The following is a 21,372-nucleotide window of genomic DNA, read 5'->3' on the forward strand; positions in this document are numbered from 1 at the left end:
GCGTCTCTGATACTCTTTGATCCTGTCCGCGGCCGACACGCCGCGCTGGAGCGTACATGGCTCGGATCGAATCGCGTATCGACAAGGCATCGCCGTCCTCCACCCCGGCCGGTTCGGGTGCGCTCGGCTCGCTGCGCCCCTTTCTCGCCTTCCTGCGCGGGCGGCTCTTGCTGGTGCTGTTGTGGCCCGCGATCGCGCTCGCGGCCGGCGCCGCGTTGTGGGCCTGGGTGCTGTCCGACCTCGAGGGCGAGCGGCGTGACCGCCAGGCCGAGCTGGCGCAGCAGGTCGACGCCTACACCCGCAGCTATGCGATCCGCACGCGGCGCTCGATCGGCGACACCGACCGCGTCTTGTTGCTGCTGCGCCACGACTGGGCCGTCTCGGGCTATCGTGTCGACCTGGCCGGCACGATCGAGGCCGGCATTTTTTCGAAGCAGTATATCGGTGCGGTCGGATTGATCGGCCGCGACGGGATTGTACTGACCAGCTCGGACCCGGCTGCGCCAGGCACCTATGTGGGCGACAGGCCGTATTTCACCACGCAGCAGCACGCAAGCACCGATCGCCTGTACGTCGGCCCACCGATCGACAGCCGGCTCGCGCCGCAGGAGGTCATCGCGTTCTCGCGCCGGCTGCTCGCGCCTGACGGACGCTTCGACGGCATCGTGCTCCTCTCGGTGCTGCCGTCCTTCTTCACCCAGCACTACGCCGAGCCCATCCTGCGCGGCTACGGCTTCGTCGGCCTGCTCGGCAATGATGGCGTGATGCGGGCCAGCCGTAGCGGCAGCGTCGTCCACTCCTTCCACAAGCCCTTCCTGCTGGCGCCTGTGCCTTCCGATACCGCGCGCGGCGTGGCGCGGCTAGAGGGCCGGCGCTGGTTCGCCGACGGGCGCACGCGCGTCGTCGGCTGGGAGCGGATGCCCGACCTGGGGCTGATCGCACTCGTCGGCGTGGACGAGTACTCGGCCATGGAGGCGTTCCGGCACGACCGCGAGGAGGAGCTTCTGGGTGCCTGGTGGAACACCGCCTGGCTGATGCTGGCCGCACTGCTGGGCACCAGCTTCTACACCCACGCGAAGTGGAAGCAGCACCAGATCGAAACCATCCGCTCCAGCTACCGCCTGGCGACCGAAGACGCGGGCGAAGGCTTTTTCATCAACCGTCCGCTGCGCGACCCGCAGGGCAGGGTCCGTGATTTCCAGATCGTCGACTGCAACCAGCACGGGGCCGACATGTTCGGCAAGGCGTCGCGCCAGCTGATCGGCCACCGTTTATCGGAGTTCTACCAGGGCGAGCTCTTCGAGGAGGCCTGCGCGCGCCTGTGCGAGGCACTCGAGACGGGCCGCCAGGAAAGCGAGATCGAGGTCAGGCAGGGGCCGGACCGGCAACTGCAAGCGCAATGGATCCGTCACAAGGCGGTGCGCGCCGGCGAAGATGTTGCGCTCACGCTGCGCGACATCAGCCAGGCCAAGGCCCATATGACCGAGCTCGAGCGCAGGAGCAATTCGGACGAGCTGACCGGCCTGCCGAACCGCTACTGGATCCAGCAATACCTGCCGCAGGCGATCGAGCGCGCCCGGGTGGAGTCCCGCGGGCTGGCCGTGCTGTTCATCGACCTCGACGGTTTTAAAACCGTCAACGATGCGCTCGGCCACGCGGCCGGCGACGAGCTGCTGCGCACCGTCAGCAAGCGCCTGAAAATCGCGGTGCGCCCGCGCGACCACGTGGTGCGCCTGGGCGGCGACGAATTCGTGGTCGTGCTGGAACACGTGGGCGGCGTCGACGACGTCGAACACGTCGCCGGCCGGCTGCTCGCATCGTTCCGCGACGGCTTCCACCTGCAGCACGCGACCCATGTACTGAACGCCTCGATCGGGATCGCCCTGTTTCCGGAGCATGGCGACGATGCCGAAACCCTGCTCAAGCATGCGGACATCGCGATGTACTCCGTCAAGACCGAAGGGAAGGGCAGTTTCCGCTTCTTCGAATCGCGCTTTTTCGAGGCAATCCGCACTCGCCTGGAAACGGAAATGGAACTGCGCCGCGCGCTCGACCAGCACCAGTTCGTGGTGCATTACCAGCCGCGCGTGAACCTGGCCGCGGGCACGGCCTCGAGCATGGAGGCGCTGGTGCGCTGGGAGCGGCCGGGCAAGGGGCTGACCGGGCCCGACCGCTTCATCGGGCTGGCCGAGGAAACCGGCCTGATCGTGCGGCTGGGCGAACAGGTGCTCGACAGCGTCTGCGCCCAGCTGGCAACCTGGGCGCGCGAGGGGGTGGCGCTGGTGCCGGTATCGGTCAACGTTTCGCCGCTCCAGTTCAGCCAGTCCGACATCCTGGCGCTGTTCCGCAGCGCCAGCGCCCGCCATGGCATCGACCCGGCCCTGCTGGAAATCGAGGTGACCGAGTCGTCGATGATGCAGGAGGGGATCGGCTCCGTGGCGGTGTTCCGCCAGCTGCGCGAACTGGGGATCAAGCTCTGCATCGACGACTTCGGCACCGGCTACTCCTCGCTGTCCCAGCTGCAGAAGCTGCGTTTCGACGTCCTCAAGATCGACCGCGCCTTCGTGCTGCGCATCGAGCATCCGGAGGGCGACACCCTGATCGCCTCGATGATCGCGATGGCGCACGCGCTGGGCATGCGTGTGGTGGCGGAGGGTGTCGAGAACCGCAGGCAGATGCAGATGCTCAGGACGCTGGGATGCGACGAAGGGCAGGGATACTTCTTTTCGCGGCCGGTACCTGCCGGGGCGCGCCAGCCGGTGGGCGAGCGCGAGTTCCAGCCGGCGATTGCGCCGAAATCCTGAAACCGGATTCATATCGTTGGCCGATGCGTAACGTCGGGGTCCCAAGTCGAAACCAGGGCAGCGATGAATCGAGCGGGCGTAAAAAAACCTGCGGGCCTTTCGGCGCGCAGGTTTTGAGGAAGCGAAAAAAATTAAAGCACGTCGCTCGCGTGATCCGCCAGGCGCGAACGCTCGCCGCGCGCCAGGGTCACGTGACCGCTATGCGACCAGCCCTTGAAGCGGTCCACCACATAGGTCAGGCCACTGGATCCCTCGGTCAGGTAGGGCGTATCGATCTGCGCGATATTACCCAGACACAGGATCTTTGTGCCCGGACCGGCGCGCGTGACCAGGGTCTTGACCTGCTTCGGCGTCAGGTTCTGCGCCTCGTCGATGATCAGGAACTTGTTCACGAAGGTGCGGCCGCGCATGAAGTTGAGCGACTTGATCTTGATGCGCGAGCGGATCAGGTCCTGGGTCGCCGCACGGCCCCAGTCGCCGGCGTCGGTGTCGGACTTGTTCAGCACTTCGAGGTTGTCGTCGAAGGCGCCCATCCACGGCGACATCTTCTCTTCCTCGGTACCCGGCAGGAAGCCGATGTCTTCGCCGACCGGCACCGTCACGCGGGTGACGATGATCTCGTTGTAGAGCTTGGTTTCCAGCACTTGCGCCAGGCCCGCCGCCAGGGCCAGCAGGGTTTTACCGGTACCGGCCTGGCCCAGCAGGGTGACGAAATCGCACTCCGGATTCATGAGGAGGTTCAGCGCGAAGTTCTGCTCGCGGTTGCGCGCGGTGATGCCCCAGACGCTGTTCTTCGCATGGCTGAAATCGCGCAGCACCTGCAATACCGCGGTCTTGCCGTTGATTTCCTTGACCTGCGCGTAGAACGAGGTTTCGCCGGCGCCGGTCGGCTCGAGGTAGACGAACTGGTTCACCAGCAGGCTCGGGACGAACGGGCCGTTGACGCGGTAGAACGTGGTCGAATTGCCGTTCTTGTTTTCCTGCCAGGATTCCACGTTCTTGCTGTGCTTGTCCCAGAAATCGTCCGGCAGCTGGACGATGCCCGAGTACAGCAAATCGGTGTCTTCCAGCACGTGGTCGTTGAAATAGTCCTCGGCCGGCAGGCCCAGTGCGCGCGCCTTGATGCGCATGTTGATGTCTTTCGACACCAGCACGATGGCGCGCTCCGGCTGCTCGGCCGCCAGCGCTTTCACCACGCCCAGGATCTGGTTGTCGGCTTTCCCGACCGGCAGGCCTTCCGGCAGCAGGGGACCATTCTGCAGCCTGGTCTGGAAGAACAGGCGGCCTTTTGCATCCTTGTTGCCGAGCTTGGCCAGTTCGATGCCGGTCTCGATCGCGTCGTCGTCGACGTTGGCGATCAGGGCGTCCAGGGTGCGCGAGACCTGGCGGGCATTGCGCGCGACTTCCGACATGCCTTTTTTATGGTCGTCGAGTTCCTCGAGCGTCATCATCGGCAGGTAGACGTCGTGTTCCTCGAAACGGAACAGGCTGGTCGGGTCGTGCATCAGGACGTTGGTGTCGAGCACGAAGACCTTGGTGCTGCCGGATTTGTCGGCGCGGCGGCTGGTCGAGGACTTGACGTTGACTTCGACCGGCTTGTGCTTGGCTGGATGCGGCTCGGCGATATCGGTTTCCTTGAGCTTCGCGACGGTGCCGGTCTCGGCGCGCGCCGGCCAGGTTGCCGTTTCGCCTTGCGGGGTAGGCACCGCGGCCAGCGGCGCGGCCTTGCCCTTGCGGGCACGGGTGGACTTGGCGGCGGGGACGGCTTTGCCGCTGATCAGGTCTTCGACGGGATCGGCTTCGACCGGCGCTGCGGCAACGGCGCGCACGGGAGACTTGCCGGGTTGGGCTTTGGGGTATTCGTTTACCGGCAGCAGGGTGGCCGGTTTAGTGGGCATTTTTGGTAGTGGCATCAGGTTCTCAATCTAAAAAAGTGGAGGACGCCTTGCGCCAGGTGTCGTGGACACGCTGGCGGGCGGGAGATGCAACTTGGAAATAAAGTGGAATACAGGGAGCTACATTGAACTGCGGGGCCAGGGCCGTAGTGGCGTGGCAGGCAGCCGGATTGGAATGATGCTGAGGTGAAAACGGTTGACTCAAAATAACGGGGTTCGTCCAGCAAAGTTAGTTAACTGGAGCCACCCTTTTCAAGGCTGGCTCTTCACAAATTCCAGCACTTCATCGACGTGATCATTGACCTTCACGCCACGCCATTCTTTCACCAATCGGCCGGAAGCGTCAACGACAAACGTACTGCGCTCGACTCCCCGCACTTGTTTGCCATACATCATCTTATTTTTCATGACGCCGAACTGGTTGCACACCAGTTCGTCGGGATCGGAGATCAGTTCGAAAGGCAGGCCCAGCTTGGATTTGAAGCCCTCGTGCGAGCGCAGCGAATCGCGGCTGATGCCATAGACTTCGGTGCCGGCGGCCAGGAATGCATCGTGATGGTCGCGAAAGGCCATGCTCTCGGTGGTGCAGCCCGGCGTATTGTCCTTCGGGTAGAAATACAGCACCGTATATTTGGCCGGACGCCCGCCGAGCTGGAAGGTCTGGCCGCCGGTCATAGCGGCGGAAAAGTTCTCTACAGTTGCTGCGCTGGGGCTGACGGCCACGGGATTCTCCTGGACAGGTAAGGGCAGGATCGGACGCACCATCCTGCAACTCTCTCATCATAATCGGCCATCGAGGCGGATGCCACCCTGCCATGCCGATATGTTAATAGCTGCACCAATATGGGGCCGAAAGGCAACCATTCAATAGAGCAAACTTTTCCGCTTGGAAATTATGCGGCAGTGCCGCCTTCGATGATCAGGGCCAGCGTGACCTTGCGGCCTTCGCCCATCAGCACGTTATAGGTGCGGCAGGCGGCCTGGCTGTCCATCGACTCGACGCCGATGTGGCGCGCGGACAGGGCCGCGATCAGGCGTGGATGCACGAAGCGCTGGCGCTCGCCGGTGCCGAGGATGACGACGTCCGGTGCATCCGCAGCAATCTGCTCGAAGTGGGCCGCCTGCAGGTCCTCGAAACGGGTGACTTCCCACGGGCGGGGCGGGGTCTCCGGCATCACCAGCAGGCTGTAGTTGAAGCGCTGGGCATTGATTTCCACGCCCGAGGCATCGTAGCCGGTGACGGTCTGGTATTGTTGGGTGCTGTCGGAATGGAGTTTCATCGTTCGGTGACTGTTGGCGGGACGGCTTGCCATTGTAAGCTTTTCGTCCGGTATTCAGTAGAGCGTGCGCTCAGGGCCTGCCGGGCGGCCCCAAGGTTGCTTAAATCGGTGGCTTTCGGCAGAATGGTATTTTTCGCACTGCAACATGCGGGCAAACGTAGTTGAAAAAAGGTGACAATTTGCGACCGATTCTGAAATCGAACAAGCTCGACGACGTCTGCTACGAAATCCGCGGCCCGGCGCTGGAACAGGCGCGCCAGATGGAAGACGACGGCCACAAGATCATCAAGCTCAACATCGGCAACCTTGCCGTGTTCGGTTTCGATCCGCCGGACGAGATCATGCAGGACATGATCCGCAACATGCACGGCGCGGCCGGCTATACCGATTCGAAGGGCATGTTCGCGCCGCGCAAGGCGGTCATGCACTACACCCAGCAGAAGAAGATTGCCGGCGTCAAGATCGACGACATCTATCTCGGCAACGGCGCCTCGGAACTGATCGTGATGGCGATGCAGGGCCTGCTGAACAATGGCGACGAAGTGCTGGTGCCGGCGCCCGACTATCCACTGTGGACGGCGGCCGTCAGCCTGGCCGGCGGCGCGCCCGTGCACTACGTCTGCGACGAGCAGGCTGACTGGATGCCGGACATCGCCGACATGCGCAGGAAGATCACGCCGAACACGCGCGCGATCGTCGTCATCAACCCGAACAACCCGACCGGCGCCCTGTACCCGCGCGAGATCCTGCTCGAGATCGTCGAGCTGGCGCGCCAGCACAGCCTGATCATCTACGCCGACGAAATCTACGACAAGGTGCTGTACGACGGCCACCAGCACGATTCGATCGCCGCGCTGGCAGACGACGTGCTGTTCGTGACCCTGAACGGGCTGTCGAAGAACTACCGTTCCTGCGGCTACCGCGCCGGCTGGATGGTGATCTCGGGCGAGAAGCGCCATGCGAAGGACTATATCGAGGGCCTGAACATGCTGGCCTCGATGCGCCTGTGCGCGAACGCCCCCGGCCAGTTCGCGATCCAGACCGCGCTCGGCGGCTACCAGAGCATCGACGACCTGGTGCGGCCGGGCGGGCGCCTGCTCAAACAACGCGACCTCGCGTATAAACTGCTTACCGATATTCCGGGGGTGTCCTGCGTCAAGCCAAAAGCGGCGCTGTACATGTTCCCGCGCCTGGACCCGGCGATGTATCCGATCGCCGACGACCAGCAGTTCATTTGCGAACTGCTGGGCGAGGAAAAGGTTTTGCTGGTGCAGGGCACCGGCTTTAACTGGCATTCGCCGGATCACTTCCGGCTGGTGTTCCTGCCCAATTCCGACGACCTGACGGACGCCTGTGGCCGTATCGCCCGCTTCCTCGACGGTTACCGACGACGCCACGCGCGCTGACAACCCTTTACATCGATTGACCATGAAACCCATCAAAGTTGGCCTCCTCGGCATCGGCACCGTTGGTGCCGGCACCTTCAACGTGCTGCAACGCAACCAGGAAGACATTCGGCGCCGCGCCGGCCGCGGCATCGAAATCACCATGGTTGCCGCCCGCAACATTGAACGTGCCGCGCGTGTGACCAACGGCGCCTGCCAGATCGTCGACGATCCCTTCCTGGTCGTCGACAGCCCGGATGTCGACATCGTCGTCGAACTCATCGGCGGCTATGACTTGCCGCGCGAACTGGTGCTGCGGGCGATTGCCAACGGCAAGCACGTGGTCACGGCCAACAAGGCCTTGCTGGCCCTGCACGGCAACGAGATTTTCGCCGCCGCCCAGGACAAGGGCGTGATGGTGGCCTTCGAGGCGGCCGTCGCCGGGGGCGTCCCGATCATCAAGGCGCTGCGCGAGGGACTGACCGCGAACCGCATCGAGTCGGTGGCCGGCATCATCAACGGCACCACCAATTTCATCCTGTCCGAGATGCGCGACAAGGGCCTCGGTTTCGCCGAGGTGCTGAAAAAGGCGCAGGAACTCGGTTACGCCGAGGCCGACCCGACCTTCGACATCGAAGGCGTGGACGCGGCGCATAAACTCATGATCATGTCGGCGATTGCCTTCGGCATCCCGGTGCAGTTCGACAAGGCGTACGTCGAGGGCATCAGCGCGCTGCAGGCCGACGACATCCGCTACGCCGAGGAGCTCGGCTACCGCATCAAGCTGCTCGGCATCACGCGCCGCTCGACGGTCGACGGCGTCGAAGGCATCGAACTGCGCGTGCACCCGACCCTGATTCCGACCAGCCGCCTGATCGCCAACGTCGAAGGCGCGATGAACGCGGTGCTGGTCGAAGCCGACGCCGTCGGCTCGACCCTCTACTATGGCAAGGGCGCCGGTTCCGAGCCGACCGCATCCGCGGTGATCGCCGACCTGGTCGACGTCACCCGCCTGGCCACGGTCGACCCCTACTGCCGCGTGCCGCACCTGGCCTTCCAGCCGAACGAGATGACCGACGTGTCCATCCTGCCGATGGCCGACATCACGACCAGCTACTACCTGCGCGTGTATGTGAACGACCAGCTCGGCGTGATGGCGGACCTGACCCGCATCCTGGCCGACGCCGGCATCTCGATCGATGCCGTGCTGCAAAAGGGTAACCGCGGCGACGAACGCACCGACATCATCATGATCACCCACCAGACGCGCGAGAAGAAGGTCGATGCGGCCATCGAGCGCATCGAGGCACTGTCTTCGGTGGTCGGGAAGGTGATCCGGATCAGGCTCGAGACCCTGAGTTAAACGGTAGGGCCGCCCGCACAGGGCGGCTGCCTGCATTCGAGCAGGAAGTCGGTGGCGAATTCGTCGACGGTGGGCGGCACGCCGTCCTCGTCGTCGAGCGAAGCGGTGGTGAGGGCGAGCAGGTCGTGCTCGACGTCGTCGTAGAGCGCATCGGGTGCGCCGCGCAGGATGGAGGAGAGCTTGGGCGAATTCATCCGGGCATTCTACTCACGCTGCGCCGCACAAGGAGTGTGGCGTCAAGGCCGCTTGCGGTGTCTCAACCGTGATGATCGGCAAGGTTTCCGGTCCATAGAGGAGCAGATCCTATGTCAAGCTGATCCGGTAGCGTAATGGCGTTGCTATCCTGCAATAGACGCAGCATAAGTGGTGCTATACACTCGTCACTTTCCACGAGGAAACTAGTTCGATGCGCCACTTCCTGCTCACCTTGAGTATCTCTTCATTCGCCCTGTGTGCCCATGCTGCGCCAAGCTGTCCGCAGGACCTGCTTCAGCTTCAAAACGGGGCGGCTACCCTGGCCTTGATCAAGTCCTTTCAGCCCCTGGTCCTCGAACAGACGAAGGAAGACAGCTGCAAGCCCAAGGCAATCAGTCATGTCGCGCTGAGCGCCCCGCTGTGCCTGTTTGCCGGAGAGCTGCCTGCGGCCGCCCTCGGCTTTCAGGCCCTGGCGGCGGACGATCACCTGATCAGCGCCCTGTATTTGCTGGACTATACGCCCGAGTCGCATGCCCGCCTGTTGGCACTGCTGCGCAAGGACTACGAGGAGATCGCGCCCGCCGATTACCCCGGCCGTTTCGCCAAGATGCCGGTCCATCAGGAACTGACGGCGCTGTTCAAATCGAAGGCCGCGTATGTAGCCCTCGTCAAGCCAAGTAAGGGAATGCCAGGGAACTGGGTTTCCGGGGTCCAGTTTATCGACGCCACGCATCTGGCCATCGCGACCCGGGACCTGAATTCGTGCGACTAGGAGCGGCTTCCCCGATTCCAAATCTTAACGAATCAATGACTTACGCAGGCGACGAGTAAAAGTTTTTTCACGGGCTACACTGGCTCGTCTCAGGCCGCCGAGGGACGTGCCGCCGGCAGCGCCACCAGCACTTTCAGGCCGCCACCGTCCGCCGTCTCCAGGCTGACCGTACCCCGGTGCAGGGCCACGATGTCGCGCACGATCGCCAGCCCCAGTCCGGTGCCGCCGGGATTGATTTCCAGCGCCGCCGCAGCGCGGTAGAAGGGCGCGAACACCTTGTCGCGCTCGGCCTCCGGGACCCCGGGGCCGCTGTCGGCCACTTCCAGCACCACCTGATCCTCCTGCGGCGCCACCCGCAGCAGCACCGTGCCGCCGACCGGCGTGTAGCGGATCGCGTTGTCGACCAGGTTGCTCACCAGTTCGTGCAGCAGCAGCGCCTGGCCCTTGACCCAGGCCTCGTCGGGCGCGTCGAGCGAGAGGTCGATCGATTTCTGCACCGCCGGCAGGGCCAGTTCCAGCCCGACCTGGCGCACCACGTCGGGCAGCGCGACCGGCATCATCGCCGCGCTGTCGCCGCCGTGCTCGATGCGCGCCACGCTCAGGAGGCGGTTCGCCAGGTGCACGGTGGAGTCGGTGGTGGCGGCGATCGAGCGCACGATCTCGCGCATCGCCACCGGGTCGTTCTCGCGCAGCGCCAGTTCGGCCTGGGTTTTCAGGACGGTGAGCGGGGTGCGCAGCTGGTGCGAGGCGTCGGCGATGAAGCGGCGCTGGCCGGCGATCAGCTGCTGCAGCCGTCCCATCGCGCCGTTCATCGCGTCCACCAGGGGCCGCACCTCGCGGTGCACCAGCGCCTGGTCGACATTCGACAGGTCCGACAGCGGCCGCGTCTCGACCTCGTTCTTCAGGCGCATCAGCGGCTGCAGGACCAGGCGCACGGCGAACCAGACCAGGGTCGCCACCGCCAGCACCAGCACCGCCTGGCGCGCCAGGGTGTTCAGCAGGATGCGGCGCGACAGCGCGCGCCGCGCGTCGAGCGTCTCGCCGACCTGGATCAGCGCGATGCCGCGCATCGAATCGTCGTAGACCGGCTGCAGCAGGGCGGCGATGCGCACCGGCTCGCCGTTGTAGTCGGCCTGGTAGAAGCGCACCAGCGCGGGATACAGCTCGGAGCGGGGGACATTCGCCGGTACCGGCGGCAAATCGGCATAGCCCGACACGGTCTCGCCGCGCAGGCCCGTCACGCGGTAGAAGATGCGGCCCAGGGTGTCGGTCTCGAAGCTGTCGAGCGCCACATACGGCACGTCGGCCACCACCTTGCCGTCGCGGACCGAGACCCGCTCGGCAAGCGCGCGCGTGGACGCCAGCAGTGAGCGGTCGTAGGCGATGTCGGCCGCCTCCAGCGCATCGCGGTAGAGCGAGACCGAGTTGACCGCGACCAGCGCCAGCAGCGGCACCAGCAGCCAGCGCAGCAGCTGGCCGCGCAGGCTGCCGAGCGGCGCGTGGCCGCCGGCGAAGCGTTTCAAACCCGCGAACGCCGGCATCGGGTCAGGACGCGTTCTTCGGCTGCAGCAGGTAGCCGATGCCGCGCAGCGTGGCGATCGCGGCGCCGCCCTCCGGCCGCTTGTCGAGCTTCTTGCGCACCCGGTGGATGTAGAGCTCGATGGCGTCGATGTTGGCGTCGTCGTCGAGCGCGAACACCTCGTCGAACAGCTTTTCCTTCGACACCGCGCGACCCTGGCGTGCGATCAGGGTTTCCAGCACCGCGTGTTCGCGCGGCGTCAGCGCCAGCGGCTCGCCGCAATAGGTGAACATGCGCGTCACCGTGTCGAAGCTGAGCGCACCGCACTGGTGCACCAGCGCCTCGTTGCCGACGCTGCGCCGCAGCAGCGCCTTGACGCGCGCTTCCAGCTCAGCCAGTTCGAAGGGCTTGGGCAGGTAGTCGTCCGCGCCCAGGTTCAGTCCCTGCACCTTTTCCTCCAGCCCGCCGCGCGCGGTCAGGATCAGCACGGGCGTCTTGCCGCGCGCGCCGCCGCGTGCGCGCAGGCGGCGCAGCACGTCCAGCCCGTCCATCTTCGGCAGGGTCAGGTCGAGGATCACCAGCGCATAGTCCTGGGTGTGCAGGAGGGCGTCGGCATCGGCGCCGTTGGCGGCGCATTCGACGGTAAGGTTGGCGTCGCGCAGGGCTTTCGATACCCAGTGCGACAGCTCGACATGGTCTTCAACTAACAGTATTCGCATGGCGCCAAGTGTAAGCGCAAAGCGCGCGCGGCGGCCAGCATCTCGCTCATCCCGCCGCACATGCACCACGCATTGCACCAGGCTGGTGCCGGTTGAAAGCGAAATGAAAGGAAAGCGCACATATAGTGAACATGCAGGTCAAAAACATAACGACAATCTTGGAGATAGCATGAAAAAATCCGCGCTTTCGCTCGCCGTCCTGGCAGCGCTTTCCCTCGGTGGCACCGCCCACGCCCAAACCAGCGTCCAGGTCTATGGCCTGATCGACGCGGGCGTCGAGTACCTGAACCACGCCAACGCCGCCGGCGACAGCGTCGTGAAAGTGGTCTCGGGCGGGAAGAACACCTCGCGCTGGGGATTCCGCGGCAGCGAAGACCTGGGTAACGGCACCAAGGCCGTCTTCGGCCTCGAAGGCGGCATCCTGATGGACACCGGCGCCGCCGACGGCGCGCTGTTCAAGCGCCAGGCCTATGTCGGCCTGGAAGGCGCCTACGGCCGCGCCGTCATCGGCCGTTCGTTCACCACGGTCTACGACTTCGTCATCAAGTACGACCCGATGGGCTTCGCGCCGAACTACTCGTGGGCCACCTCGGGCGCCGCCACCGGCCCGTCGAAATACGGCATGACCACCGCCTTCGATAACCTCATCAAATACTCCGGCACCACCGGCGAATTCAGCTACGGCGCCACCATCGGCCTGGGCGAACAGCCGGGCAGCAGCGCCGACGCGCGCAAATATGCCGTCGCAACGGCCTGGAACCACGGTGGACTGGGCCTGATGGCTGCCTTCGAGCAGGTCAACGGCACCACGGTCGCCGCCACCGGCCGCCGCGACGAAAACCGCGTCTTCCACGTCGCCGGCACCTACAAGGCAGGCAACTTCCAGTACTTCGCCGCCATGCGCGGCTACAAGCTGGAAGCCGGCCGCGCAGCGACCGCGGACGTGCGCGCCGACACCTACTGGGGCGGCATCGTCGACACCATCGGCAAGGTCACCCTGACCGGCGCCGTCTACCACGTCAACGTCAAGAACGTGGCGGCCAATGCCGACGCCGATCCGACCATGTATGTCGCCCGCGGCATGTATGCGCTGTCCAAGCGTACCGACCTGTACCTGGCGGCGGCCCACGTGAACGGCAAGCACAACCAGCTGGTGGGCCTGTCGCGCGACGACGCCGGTTTCGGCACCTCGCAGACCGGCGTCACCGCAGGCATCCAGCACCGCTTCTAAACCTCCAGCCGCCCCGAGGCAGCCATGATGCGTACGTTCGTGACGCTGATCCTTGCCGCCTGCGCCCTCCCGGTGCAGGCGTTCGAGGCCGAGTGCATCGTTCCGTCGAAACCGGGCGGGGCGATGGACCTGACCTGCAAGCTGGCGCAAAAGGCCCTCGCCACGGCGGGCGGCCCGCGCGTCAGGCTGAGCTACATGCCGGGCGGAATCGGCGCCGTCGCCTGGCACACGCTGGTGTCGCAGCGGCGCGCGGAGCCGGACACGCTGGTCGCCTTTTCCGGCGGCTCGCTGCTCAATCTCGCGCAGGGCAAGTTCGGCAAGGCCAAGGCTGGCGACGTGCGCTGGGTCGCAGCCATCGGCGCCGACTACGGCATGATCGCCGTGCGCGCCGACTCGCCGTACCACACCCTGCGCGAACTGTTCGACGCCATCCGGAGCGATCCGCAGAAAGTGGTGATCGCCGTCTCGGGCACCATCGGCAGCCAGGACTGGGTCAAGATGGCGCTGCTGGCGCAGCATGCCGGTATCGACCCGAAGCGGCTGCGCTTCGTGGCCCTCGAGGGCGGCGGCGAAAGCTTCACCGCCATGGGCGCGGGCTTCGTGCAGGTGGTCTCGGGCGACGCCTCCGAGGCCGGGCTGTACGCAGGCGGGAACGTGCGCATCCTCGCGGTGCTGGCCGAGAAGCGCCTGCCCGGCGTACTGAAGGACGTGCCGACCGCGCGCGAGCAGGGCATCGACGTCGTCTGGCCCCTGATCCGCGGCGTATGGATGGGGCCGGCCGTATCGGACGCCGACTACCGCCGCTGGGTGGCCGCTTTCGAACGCATGGAAGCCGCGCCCGATTTTGCGCGCCTGCGGGCCGAGGCTGGCCTGTATCCGTTCTCGATGACCGGCGACGCCCTGACACGACACATCAAACAGGCAGTAACCGACTATAACCGGCAAGCCGAGCAATTCCACCTCGTGCGCTAGCCGGACCAGACCACCAAGGAGACACACATGAAAACCACGAAAACCCTGATCGCCGCCGCCATCGCCGCAACCACCGTCAGCTTCGCCATCCCGGCGCTGGCCCAGATGCCGGCCGGTTACCCGGCGGCCTACAAGCAGATCGTCGACGCGGCCAAGAAAGAAGGCAAGCTGGTGATCTACGGCGCGACCGACAGCAAGGCCGCGCAGCCCCTGATCAAGGACTTCAACGCGCTGTACCCGGGCATCACCGTCGAGTACAACGACATGAACTCGACCGAAGTCTACAACCGCTTCATCTCGGAAGTGGCGGCCGGCGGCGGTACCGCCGACGTCCTGTGGTCCTCGGCGATGGACCTGCAGATCAAGCTGGCCGCCGGCGGCTATGCGCTGCCTTACCACTCGGTCGAAGCAGGCAAGATCCCGGGCTGGGCGGTGTGGAAGGACATGGCCTACGGCACCACCTTCGAGCCGGCCGCGATCGTCTACAACAAGCGCCTGGTGAGCGAGGCCGAAGTGCCGAAGACGCACGCCGAATTCGCCAAGCTGATCGTGCAGCCGAAGTTCCAGGACAAGGTCACCAGCTACGACATCGAGAAGTCGGGCGTCGGCTTCATGTTCATGACCCAGGACGCACAGGACTACAAGGACTTCGCGGCCCTGCAGCAGGCCTTCGGCACCGCGAAACTGCGCGTGCAGTCCTCGACCGGCACCATGCTCGAGCGGATCTCGTCGGGTGAAAACCTGATCGGCTACAACGTGCTCGGCTCCTACGCCCTGGTACGCGCCAAGACCGACCCGTCGCTGGGCGTGGTGCTGCCGAAGGACTACACGCTGATCATGTCGCGCGTCCAGTTCATCAACAAGACCGCGAAGAACGTCAACGCCGCCAAGCTGTGGATGGATTACCTGCTGTCGCAGCGCGGCCAGACCATCATCGCCAACGACTCGAAACTGTTCGCGATCCGCAGCGACGTCAAGGGCGAGACCACCTCGACCGAACTGATCGAACAGGTTGGCGAGAAGAACATCAAGCCGATCCCGGTCGGTCCACAGGTGTTGCAATACCTGGAGCCTGCCAAGCGCATGGCCTTCCTGAAGAACTGGAAGGACACCGCCGGCAAGAAGTGATACAAGGGGAGGGCGGGCCGCGAGGCCCGTCTTCTCCCCGATTCTCTGCTTTGCCTGTTTCTTCTCTGATCGGATCTTCCCATGTCTACTGTCTCCCTGCCCGGCGCCCAAGCGACCCCGGACGGCGCCGCCGCATTGCCGGCCGCGCGCGGCAAGCGCCTGAACTGGCCGCGCGGCCTGGTCGTCGCGCTGACCGTCATCGCCGTCTTCGTCCCGCTGTTCCTCATTTTCTACCAGAGCGTCCTGACCGCGCCTTTCTTCATGCCGGATAAAGCGCTGGGCCTGGACGCGTTCCGCTTCATCTTCGACGATCCCGACTTCGTCGTCGCCTTCCGCAACGGCCTGATCCTGGCTGCCGGCCTGGCCGCGATCGCGGTTCCCCTCGGCGGCATCCTCGCCTTCCTGATGGTGCGCACCGACCTGCCGGGCCGCGGCTGGATCGCGCCGGTGCTGCTGGTGCCGATCTTCGTCTCGCCGATGGTGATGGGCTTCGGCTACGTGGTCTCGATGGGACCGGTGGGCTTCTATTCGGTCTGGATGAAAAACCTGATCGGCTTCGTGCCCTGGAACGTGTATTCCTTCGCCAGCATCGTCGTCATCGCCGGCCTGACCCACGTGCCGCACGTGTATCTCTACGCCTCCTCGGCCCTGAAGAGCCTGGGTTCCGACGTCGAGGAAGCGGCGCGCGTCTCGGGCGCCTCGCCGCTGCAGGTGATGATCAACGTCTCGCTGCCGATGATCATGCCGGCCCTGGCCTATGCCGGCGTGCTGGTGTTCTTCCTCGGCTTCGAGGTGTTCGGCCTGGTGCTGGTGCTGGGCGATCCGGAAGGCCACCTGGTGCTGCCGACCTACCTGTACAAGCTGACCAACAAACTCGGTACGCCTTCCTACCACCTGATGGCCGCCGTCGCCGTCTGCCTGGTGGCGGTGACGATGCCGCTGGTGATGCTGCAGCGCCGCCTGCTCAAATCCGCCAACAAATACGTCTCGATCAAGGGCAAGGGCGCACGCCAGAAGCCGATGGCCCTGGGCCGCTGGAAGTGGCTGGCGCTGGCGCTGCTGGCCAGCTGGGTGGCGATCACGGTCGTGCTGCCGCTGACCGGCATCGTGCTGCGCTCGTTTGTCCAGTACTGGGGCGAGGGCGTGCACCTGGCCGATGTGCTGACCCTGCAGCACTTCCGCGACATCTGGGAACAGCCTTCGCTGATGCGCGGCATCCTGAATACGGTGCTGATCGGCGTGATCGGCGGCGCGCTGGCCGTGGTCTGCTACACCGCCATCGCGCTGGCCATGCACAGGAAGCCCGACGGCATCACCCGCCTGCTCGACTACAGCGTGCTGGTGCCGCGTGCGATTCCGGGCCTGCTGGCCGGCCTCTCCTTCCTGTGGGTCTTCCTGTTCGTGCCGAGCTGGCTCGACGGCCTGCTGCACATGATGGACAACCCGGTGGCCGCCTGGCTGTCGGAACACCTGATTCCGCAACTGCGCGCATTGCGCTCGACGATCTTCGCGCTGTGGCTGGCCTACTCGGTGGTCTGGCTGGCCTACGGCATGCGCCTGATCTCGACCGCGCTGCTGCAGGTCGGACCGGAACTGGAAGAAGCGGCACGCGCCGTCGGCGCCAGCCGCGGCCGCGTCACCCGCGACGTCACGCTCCCGCTGATCAAGTACGGCGTGCTGGGCGGCTGGCTGATGGTGTTCCTGATCTTCGAACGCGAATACTCGACCGGCGTGTACCTGCTCTCGCCGGGCACCGAAGTGATCGGCGCGATGCTGGTGTCGCTGTGGGCCGGCGGTTCGACCGACCTGGTGGCGGCGCTCTCGTTCATCAACATCACGCTGGTCGCGATCGGCCTGGGCATTGCGCTGCGCTTCGGCGTCAAGCTGCACAATTAAGTTGTAAAATTAACTATATACGAGACATGACCATGAACGTTTTGACCGTCAACGACCTGCACCTCGACTACGGCAGCGGCGCCAGCGCGAACCCGATCCTGAAGGGGGTGTCGATGCACCTGAAACGCGGCGAAGTGGTGGCCCTGCTGGGCCCTTCGGGCAGCGGCAAGACCACGCTGCTGCGTGCCGTCGCCGGCCTGGAAAGCCCGCGCCAGGGCACGATCGACATCGGCGAACGGCGCGTGTTCGATGGCGCCCGCAACCACGAGCAGCCGGCCGAAGAGCGCAACCTGGGCCTGGTGTTCCAGTCCTATGCGCTGTGGCCGCACAAGACCGTGTTCGACAACGTCGCCTACGGCCTCAAGCTGCGCAAGACCGGCAAGGCCGAGATCGAGGCCAAGGTCAACGAAGTGCTGACCCAGCTCGGCCTCGGCCACCTCGGCAAGCGCTACCCGCACGAACTGTCGGGCGGCCAGCAGCAGCGCGTGGCGATCGCCCGGGCCCTGGTCTACAACCCGCCGGTGATCCTGCTCGACGAACCGCTCTCGAACCTGGACGCCAAGCTGCGCGAGGAAGCGCGCGTCTTCCTGCGCGAGCTGATCCTGCGCCTGAACCTGTCGGCGCTGATGGTGACCCACGACCAGAACGAGGCGATGGCGATCGCCGACCGCATCCTGCTTCTGAATAACGGCAGGATCGAGCAGGAAGGCACGCCGCAGAGCATGTACGAAACGCCGGACACCCTGTTCACCGCCGAATTCATGGGCAGTAACAACCGCCTGCCGGCCAAGGTCATCAAGCGCAACGGCGGGAGCGTGGAGCTCAAGATCGAGGGCATCGACCTGCACGGCAGCGCGCGCGGCGCCAACGTCGGCACCGACGTGTCGACCCTGATCCGGGTGGAAGACGTCAAGATCAGCCGCGAGCGCGTCGGCAACGGCGTGCAGCTGCCGCTGGTGACGAGCATGTACCTGGGCGACCGCTGGGAATGCCTGTTCAAGGCCGGCGACACCAGCGTGCGCGCCTACTCGCGCCAGCGCGTCGATCCGGGTGCCTACTGGCTCGAGATGCCGCCGGAGAAGCTCTGGGTATTCTGACCTTGAAGGTGTGGCGCAGCTTCGGCCCGGCATTGCTGCTGGCGCTGGCGGCTGCGCAGTTGTGCCTCTGGCTCGACACGCCGCTGCCGTGGATGATCGGGCCGCTGCTCTCGACAGCTTGTGCCTGCATGCTCGGCGCGCGCCTCGGTGCCCCGGTGCAGGCGCGCGAAGCCGGGCAGTGGGCGATCGGCACCACGCTCGGCCTGTATTTCAGCGCGCCGGTGCTGGCGGTGCTGGCCCGTTACGCGGGCTGGATCGTGCTCGCCGTGGCCTTTGCCATCCTGCTCGGCGTGGCCGGCGGCTGGATGCTGCGGCGCCTCTCCGGCACCGACGGCACCACGGCCTTCTTCGCGATGGCCGTCGGCGGCGCGTCCGAAATGGCGGTGCAGGGCGAACGCCACGGCGCACTGGTCGACCGCGTCGCCGCCGCGCATAGCCTGCGCATCATGATGGTGGTCGTTACCATTCCCTTCGCGCTGCGCTGGTGGAGCACCCATGGCAACGCTCCTGGCCACGACCTGTTCGTGCCCCTTGCGAGTGTGGTCAGCTATCCTGGGCTGGCCGTGCTGGTGCTGCTGACCAGCATCGGCGCGCTGCTGCTGAAACGCCTCGGCATACCGAACGCCTGGGTGATCGGCCCGTTGATGCTGGCGATGATGTTGACCGCCTCCGGCATCCAGTTGTCGCGCCTTCCCGAATGGATGGTCCGTGGCGGCCAGCTGCTGATCGGCGTGTCGCTCGGCACCCGCTTCACCCGGACCTTCGTCCACACCGCGCCGCGCTACCTGGCCAGCGTCGCCGCCTGTACCGTCGTCATGCTGCTGCTGGCGGCGGGCTTCGCGCTGGCGCTGGCACAGCTGGCCGGCATCCATCCCGGTACCGCCATCCTCGCGTCTTCCCCGGGCGGGATCGCCGAGATGTCGCTTACCGCACGCGTGCTGCACCTGGGCGTGCCGATCGTTACCGCCTTCCACGTCACGCGCATGGTGACGGTGGTGCTGGCGATCGGGCCCTTGTTCCGCCTGTTTGACCGCCTGCGCTAAGCACTTGCTCGACATCAAAAAGACTCGATACGCTGGCCTGACGGCATCGCCTGGCGATACCTGGAAGGCTAGTATCGCTACTGTATTGCTTCTCGGTAAATAGCTATATCCAAGCCCGGCCGGGTGTTGTAGATTACATACCGCCTGGCACCACCGCCTGCTTAACGAGACCTTGCATGAGCCAATCGAGCCAATTTTCCCTGTTGTCGCAACGCCGGTTTGCGCCGTTCTTCTGGACCCAGTTCCTCGGCGCCTTCAACGACAACCTGTTCAAGACCGCCTTGCTGGTGGCCCTGACCTATGACGCGCTGTCCTGGACCACGATCGCACCGGGCCTGCTGAACAACCTGATTCCCGGCCTGTTCATCCTGCCCTATGTGCTGTTTTCCGCCACCGCCGGCCAGATCGCAGACAAGGTCGAGAAGGGGAAACTGGCGCGCTTCGTCAAGCTGCTAGAGGTCGGCATCATGCTGGTCGCCTGCCTCGGCTGGATGACGCATACCCTGTGGCTGCTGATCGCGGCCGTGGTCGGCATGGGCGTGCATTCGACCCTGTTCGGGCCGGTGAAATACGCCTACCTGCCGCAGCACCTGAAACCGGAGGAACTGGTCGGCGGCAATGGCGTGATCGAGATGGGTACGTTCGTGGGCATCCTGCTGGGAGAGGTGGCCGGCGCCCTGCTGGTCGCCCACAAACCCTTCGGCATCGAACTTGTCGCGGGCGCCAGCCTGCTGATGGCGCTGCTGGGCCTGGCGGCCAGCTGGCGCATCCCGGCGTCCCCGGCGCCCGCGCCGGAACTGAAGATCAACCATAATTTCCTTACCGAATCGGTGCGCAACCTGCGCTTCTCGAGCCAGAACCGCACGGTATTCCTGTCGATGCTCGGCAATTCGTGGTTCTGGTTCTACGGCGCCCTGGTGCTGTCGCAGTTTCCCGTGTATGCCAAGGATTACCTGCACGGCGACCACAGCGTCTTCGTGCTGCTGCTGACCGTGTTTTCGCTGGGCATCGGCATCGGTTCACTGCTGTGCGAAAAGCTCTCCGGACGCAAGGTCGAGATCGGCCTCGTGCCCTTCGGTTCGATCGGCCTGTCGCTGTTCGGCATCGACCTGTATTTCGCCAGCCTGGCCTACACGAATACGGCGACCGTCGATGCCTTTGCGCTGCTGGCGCTGCCCGGCAGCCTGCGCATCCTGGCCGACCTGGTGCTGATCGGCGTGTTCGGCGGCTTTTTCATCGTGCCGCTGTTTGCGCTGATCCAGACCCGCTGCGACCCGAAACACGTTTCGCGCACGATTGCCGGCATGAACATCCTGAACGCGCTGTTCATGGTCGCGGCCGCCGGCGTGGCGATCGTCCTGCTGGGGCAGGGCTTCTCGATTCCGCAAATGTTCCTCGTCACGGCCCTGCTGAACGCGCTGGTCGCCATCTACATCTTCTCGCTGGTGCCTGAATTCCTGATGCGCTTCCTGGCCTGGCTCCTGATCCACACGATCCACCGCGTGGCCACCGTCGACGTCGAGCGCATCCCCGACGAGGGGCCGGCGGTGCTGGTCTGCAACCACGTCAGCTATGTCGACGCCATCGTCATCGGCGCCGCCAGCCCGCGCCCGATCCGCTTCGTGATGGACCACCGCATCTTTAACATGCCGCTGCTGGGCTGGATCTTCCGTACCGCGAAGGCGATCCCGATCGCCCCGGCCAAGGAAGACCCCTTCCTGATGGAGCGCGCCTTCATCGACATCGCCGAGGCCCTGCACCAGGGCGACCTGGTCTGCATCTTCCCCGAAGGTAAGCTGACCTCGACCGGCGAGATCAACGAATTCCGCGGCGGGGTCGCGAAAATCGTCGAGCGCAGCAAGGTGCCGGTGATTCCGATGGCCCTGCGCGGACTCTGGGGCAGCGTGTTCACCCGCGATCCGGGCAACCTGTTCGAGCGCTCCTTCGCGCGCGGCTGGCGTTCGAAACTGGCCCTGGCTGTCGGCGTGCCGGTGGCGCCGCAGGAAGCGACGCCGGAATACCTGTACGAGCAGGTCCGGGTGCTGCGCGGGGAGTGGAAATAGGGACCATTTG

Annotated in this window: 17 protein-coding genes; 11 read left to right on the forward strand and 6 right to left on the reverse strand. The window is 65.1% G+C overall.

What is annotated here, in order from left to right:
* The first annotated feature begins 56 nt into the window (after window positions 1-56).
* Entirely contained in the window at window positions 57-2,804 is a 2,748-nt protein-coding gene (locus LPB04_RS12335; RefSeq protein ID WP_193684872.1) for a bifunctional diguanylate cyclase/phosphodiesterase, read from the forward strand.
* Between the two features lie 131 nt (window positions 2,805-2,935).
* Here the strand turns inward: LPB04_RS12335 and LPB04_RS12340 are convergent, their stop codons facing one another.
* From LPB04_RS12340 to LPB04_RS12350, 3 genes are all read right to left on the reverse strand, one after another.
* Window positions 2,936-4,717 (reverse strand): PhoH family protein, encoded by a 1,782-nt coding sequence (locus LPB04_RS12340; protein ID WP_193684873.1) that lies wholly within the window; start codon window positions 4,715-4,717, stop codon window positions 2,936-2,938.
* Window positions 4,718-4,951: 234 nt separating this feature from the next.
* Window positions 4,952-5,422 (reverse strand): peroxiredoxin, encoded by a 471-nt coding sequence (locus LPB04_RS12345; protein ID WP_227496389.1) that lies wholly within the window; start codon window positions 5,420-5,422, stop codon window positions 4,952-4,954.
* A gap of 170 nt (window positions 5,423-5,592) precedes the next feature.
* Window positions 5,593-5,979 carry an Mth938-like domain-containing protein gene (locus LPB04_RS12350; protein ID WP_193684875.1) on the reverse strand — a complete coding sequence of 129 codons (387 nt, stop codon included), beginning with the start codon at window positions 5,977-5,979 and terminating at the stop codon, window positions 5,593-5,595.
* Between the two features lie 179 nt (window positions 5,980-6,158).
* Between LPB04_RS12350 and LPB04_RS12355 the strand changes: the two genes are divergently transcribed.
* Window positions 6,159-7,385 (forward strand): pyridoxal phosphate-dependent aminotransferase, encoded by a 1,227-nt coding sequence (locus LPB04_RS12355; protein WP_193684876.1) that lies wholly within the window; start codon window positions 6,159-6,161, stop codon window positions 7,383-7,385.
* Window positions 7,386-7,407: 22 nt separating this feature from the next.
* A complete protein-coding gene (locus tag LPB04_RS12360; RefSeq protein WP_193684877.1) occupies window positions 7,408-8,727 on the forward strand; it encodes a homoserine dehydrogenase in 1,320 nt (439 codons plus the stop codon).
* Here the strand turns inward: LPB04_RS12360 and LPB04_RS12365 are convergent.
* Window positions 8,724-8,921 (reverse strand): hypothetical protein, encoded by a 198-nt coding sequence (locus LPB04_RS12365; protein WP_193684878.1) that lies wholly within the window; start codon window positions 8,919-8,921, stop codon window positions 8,724-8,726. The genes LPB04_RS12360 and LPB04_RS12365 overlap by 4 nt on opposite strands.
* Before the next feature lie 212 nt (window positions 8,922-9,133).
* On the opposite strand from LPB04_RS12365, the gene LPB04_RS12370 reads away from it, so the two are divergent.
* The gene (locus LPB04_RS12370; RefSeq protein WP_193684879.1) at window positions 9,134-9,694 is read left to right on the forward strand and encodes a hypothetical protein; all 561 of its coding nucleotides are present in this window, start codon (window positions 9,134-9,136) and stop codon (window positions 9,692-9,694) included.
* Between the two features lie 89 nt (window positions 9,695-9,783).
* On the opposite strand, the gene LPB04_RS12375 is transcribed toward LPB04_RS12370, so the two are convergent.
* Together LPB04_RS12375 and LPB04_RS12380 are read right to left on the reverse strand one after the other, a co-directional pair.
* Window positions 9,784-11,235, reverse strand: coding sequence for a sensor histidine kinase (locus tag LPB04_RS12375; RefSeq protein WP_193684880.1), 1,452 nt, complete (start codon window positions 11,233-11,235; stop codon window positions 9,784-9,786).
* Between the two features lie 4 nt (window positions 11,236-11,239).
* Window positions 11,240-11,932 carry a response regulator gene (locus LPB04_RS12380; RefSeq protein ID WP_193684881.1) on the reverse strand — a complete coding sequence of 231 codons (693 nt, stop codon included), beginning with the start codon at window positions 11,930-11,932 and terminating at the stop codon, window positions 11,240-11,242.
* A 169-nt stretch (window positions 11,933-12,101) separates the two neighbouring features.
* Here LPB04_RS12380 and LPB04_RS12385 point away from each other — a divergent pair, with 169 nt between their 5' ends.
* The 7 genes from LPB04_RS12385 (at window position 12,102) to LPB04_RS12415 (ending at window position 21,362) form a co-directional block, all read left to right on the forward strand.
* Window positions 12,102-13,163: a porin gene (locus LPB04_RS12385; RefSeq protein WP_193684882.1), complete on the forward strand. Its 1,062-nt coding sequence runs from the start codon at window positions 12,102-12,104 to the stop codon at window positions 13,161-13,163.
* A 24-nt stretch (window positions 13,164-13,187) separates the two neighbouring features.
* The gene (locus tag LPB04_RS12390; protein WP_193684883.1) at window positions 13,188-14,135 is read left to right on the forward strand and encodes a Bug family tripartite tricarboxylate transporter substrate binding protein; all 948 of its coding nucleotides are present in this window, start codon (window positions 13,188-13,190) and stop codon (window positions 14,133-14,135) included.
* A 27-nt stretch (window positions 14,136-14,162) separates the two neighbouring features.
* On the forward strand, window positions 14,163-15,263 hold the full coding sequence (locus LPB04_RS12395) for an ABC transporter substrate-binding protein (protein WP_193684884.1): 1,101 nt from the start codon (window positions 14,163-14,165) through the stop codon (window positions 15,261-15,263).
* An 81-nt stretch (window positions 15,264-15,344) separates the two neighbouring features.
* Window positions 15,345-17,159 carry an ABC transporter permease gene (locus tag LPB04_RS12400; protein ID WP_193684885.1) on the forward strand — a complete coding sequence of 605 codons (1,815 nt, stop codon included), beginning with the start codon at window positions 15,345-15,347 and terminating at the stop codon, window positions 17,157-17,159.
* Window positions 17,160-17,191: 32 nt separating this feature from the next.
* Window positions 17,192-18,256, forward strand: coding sequence for an ABC transporter ATP-binding protein (locus tag LPB04_RS12405; RefSeq protein WP_193684886.1), 1,065 nt, complete (start codon window positions 17,192-17,194; stop codon window positions 18,254-18,256).
* A gap of 2 nt (window positions 18,257-18,258) precedes the next feature.
* Window positions 18,259-19,299, forward strand: coding sequence for an AbrB family transcriptional regulator (locus LPB04_RS12410; RefSeq protein ID WP_227496391.1), 1,041 nt, complete (start codon window positions 18,259-18,261; stop codon window positions 19,297-19,299).
* A 176-nt stretch (window positions 19,300-19,475) separates the two neighbouring features.
* Window positions 19,476-21,362, forward strand: coding sequence for an MFS transporter (locus LPB04_RS12415; RefSeq protein ID WP_193684888.1), 1,887 nt, complete (start codon window positions 19,476-19,478; stop codon window positions 21,360-21,362).
* Window positions 21,363-21,372: the final 10 nt, after the last annotated feature.

This window comes from Massilia litorea, from assembly GCF_015101885.1.
Lineage (GTDB): Bacteria > Pseudomonadota > Gammaproteobacteria > Burkholderiales > Burkholderiaceae_D > Telluria > Telluria litorea.

What these genes read in the sequence shown, in the direction of transcription:
- LPB04_RS12380 (WP_193684881.1), bottom strand. Translation starts at nt 11,932, where the DNA reads ATGCGAATACTGTTAGTTGAAGACCATGTCGAGCTGTCGCACTGGGTA.
- LPB04_RS12370 (WP_193684879.1), top strand. Translation starts at nt 9,134, where the DNA reads ATGCGCCACTTCCTGCTCACCTTGAGTATCTCTTCATTCGCCCTGTGT.
- LPB04_RS12390 (WP_193684883.1), top strand. Translation starts at nt 13,188, where the DNA reads ATGATGCGTACGTTCGTGACGCTGATCCTTGCCGCCTGCGCCCTCCCG.
- LPB04_RS12365 (WP_193684878.1), bottom strand. Translation starts at nt 8,921, where the DNA reads ATGAATTCGCCCAAGCTCTCCTCCATCCTGCGCGGCGCACCCGATGCG.
- LPB04_RS12360 (WP_193684877.1), top strand. Translation starts at nt 7,408, where the DNA reads ATGAAACCCATCAAAGTTGGCCTCCTCGGCATCGGCACCGTTGGTGCC.
- LPB04_RS12375 (WP_193684880.1), bottom strand. Translation starts at nt 11,235, where the DNA reads ATGCCGGCGTTCGCGGGTTTGAAACGCTTCGCCGGCGGCCACGCGCCG.
- LPB04_RS12335 (WP_193684872.1), top strand. Translation starts at nt 57, where the DNA reads ATGGCTCGGATCGAATCGCGTATCGACAAGGCATCGCCGTCCTCCACC.
- LPB04_RS12340 (WP_193684873.1), bottom strand. Translation starts at nt 4,717, where the DNA reads ATGCCACTACCAAAAATGCCCACTAAACCGGCCACCCTGCTGCCGGTA.
- LPB04_RS12350 (WP_193684875.1), bottom strand. Translation starts at nt 5,979, where the DNA reads ATGAAACTCCATTCCGACAGCACCCAACAATACCAGACCGTCACCGGC.
- LPB04_RS12405 (WP_193684886.1), top strand. Translation starts at nt 17,192, where the DNA reads ATGAACGTTTTGACCGTCAACGACCTGCACCTCGACTACGGCAGCGGC.
- LPB04_RS12400 (WP_193684885.1), top strand. Translation starts at nt 15,345, where the DNA reads ATGTCTACTGTCTCCCTGCCCGGCGCCCAAGCGACCCCGGACGGCGCC.
- LPB04_RS12385 (WP_193684882.1), top strand. Translation starts at nt 12,102, where the DNA reads ATGAAAAAATCCGCGCTTTCGCTCGCCGTCCTGGCAGCGCTTTCCCTC.
- LPB04_RS12395 (WP_193684884.1), top strand. Translation starts at nt 14,163, where the DNA reads ATGAAAACCACGAAAACCCTGATCGCCGCCGCCATCGCCGCAACCACC.
- LPB04_RS12415 (WP_193684888.1), top strand. Translation starts at nt 19,476, where the DNA reads ATGAGCCAATCGAGCCAATTTTCCCTGTTGTCGCAACGCCGGTTTGCG.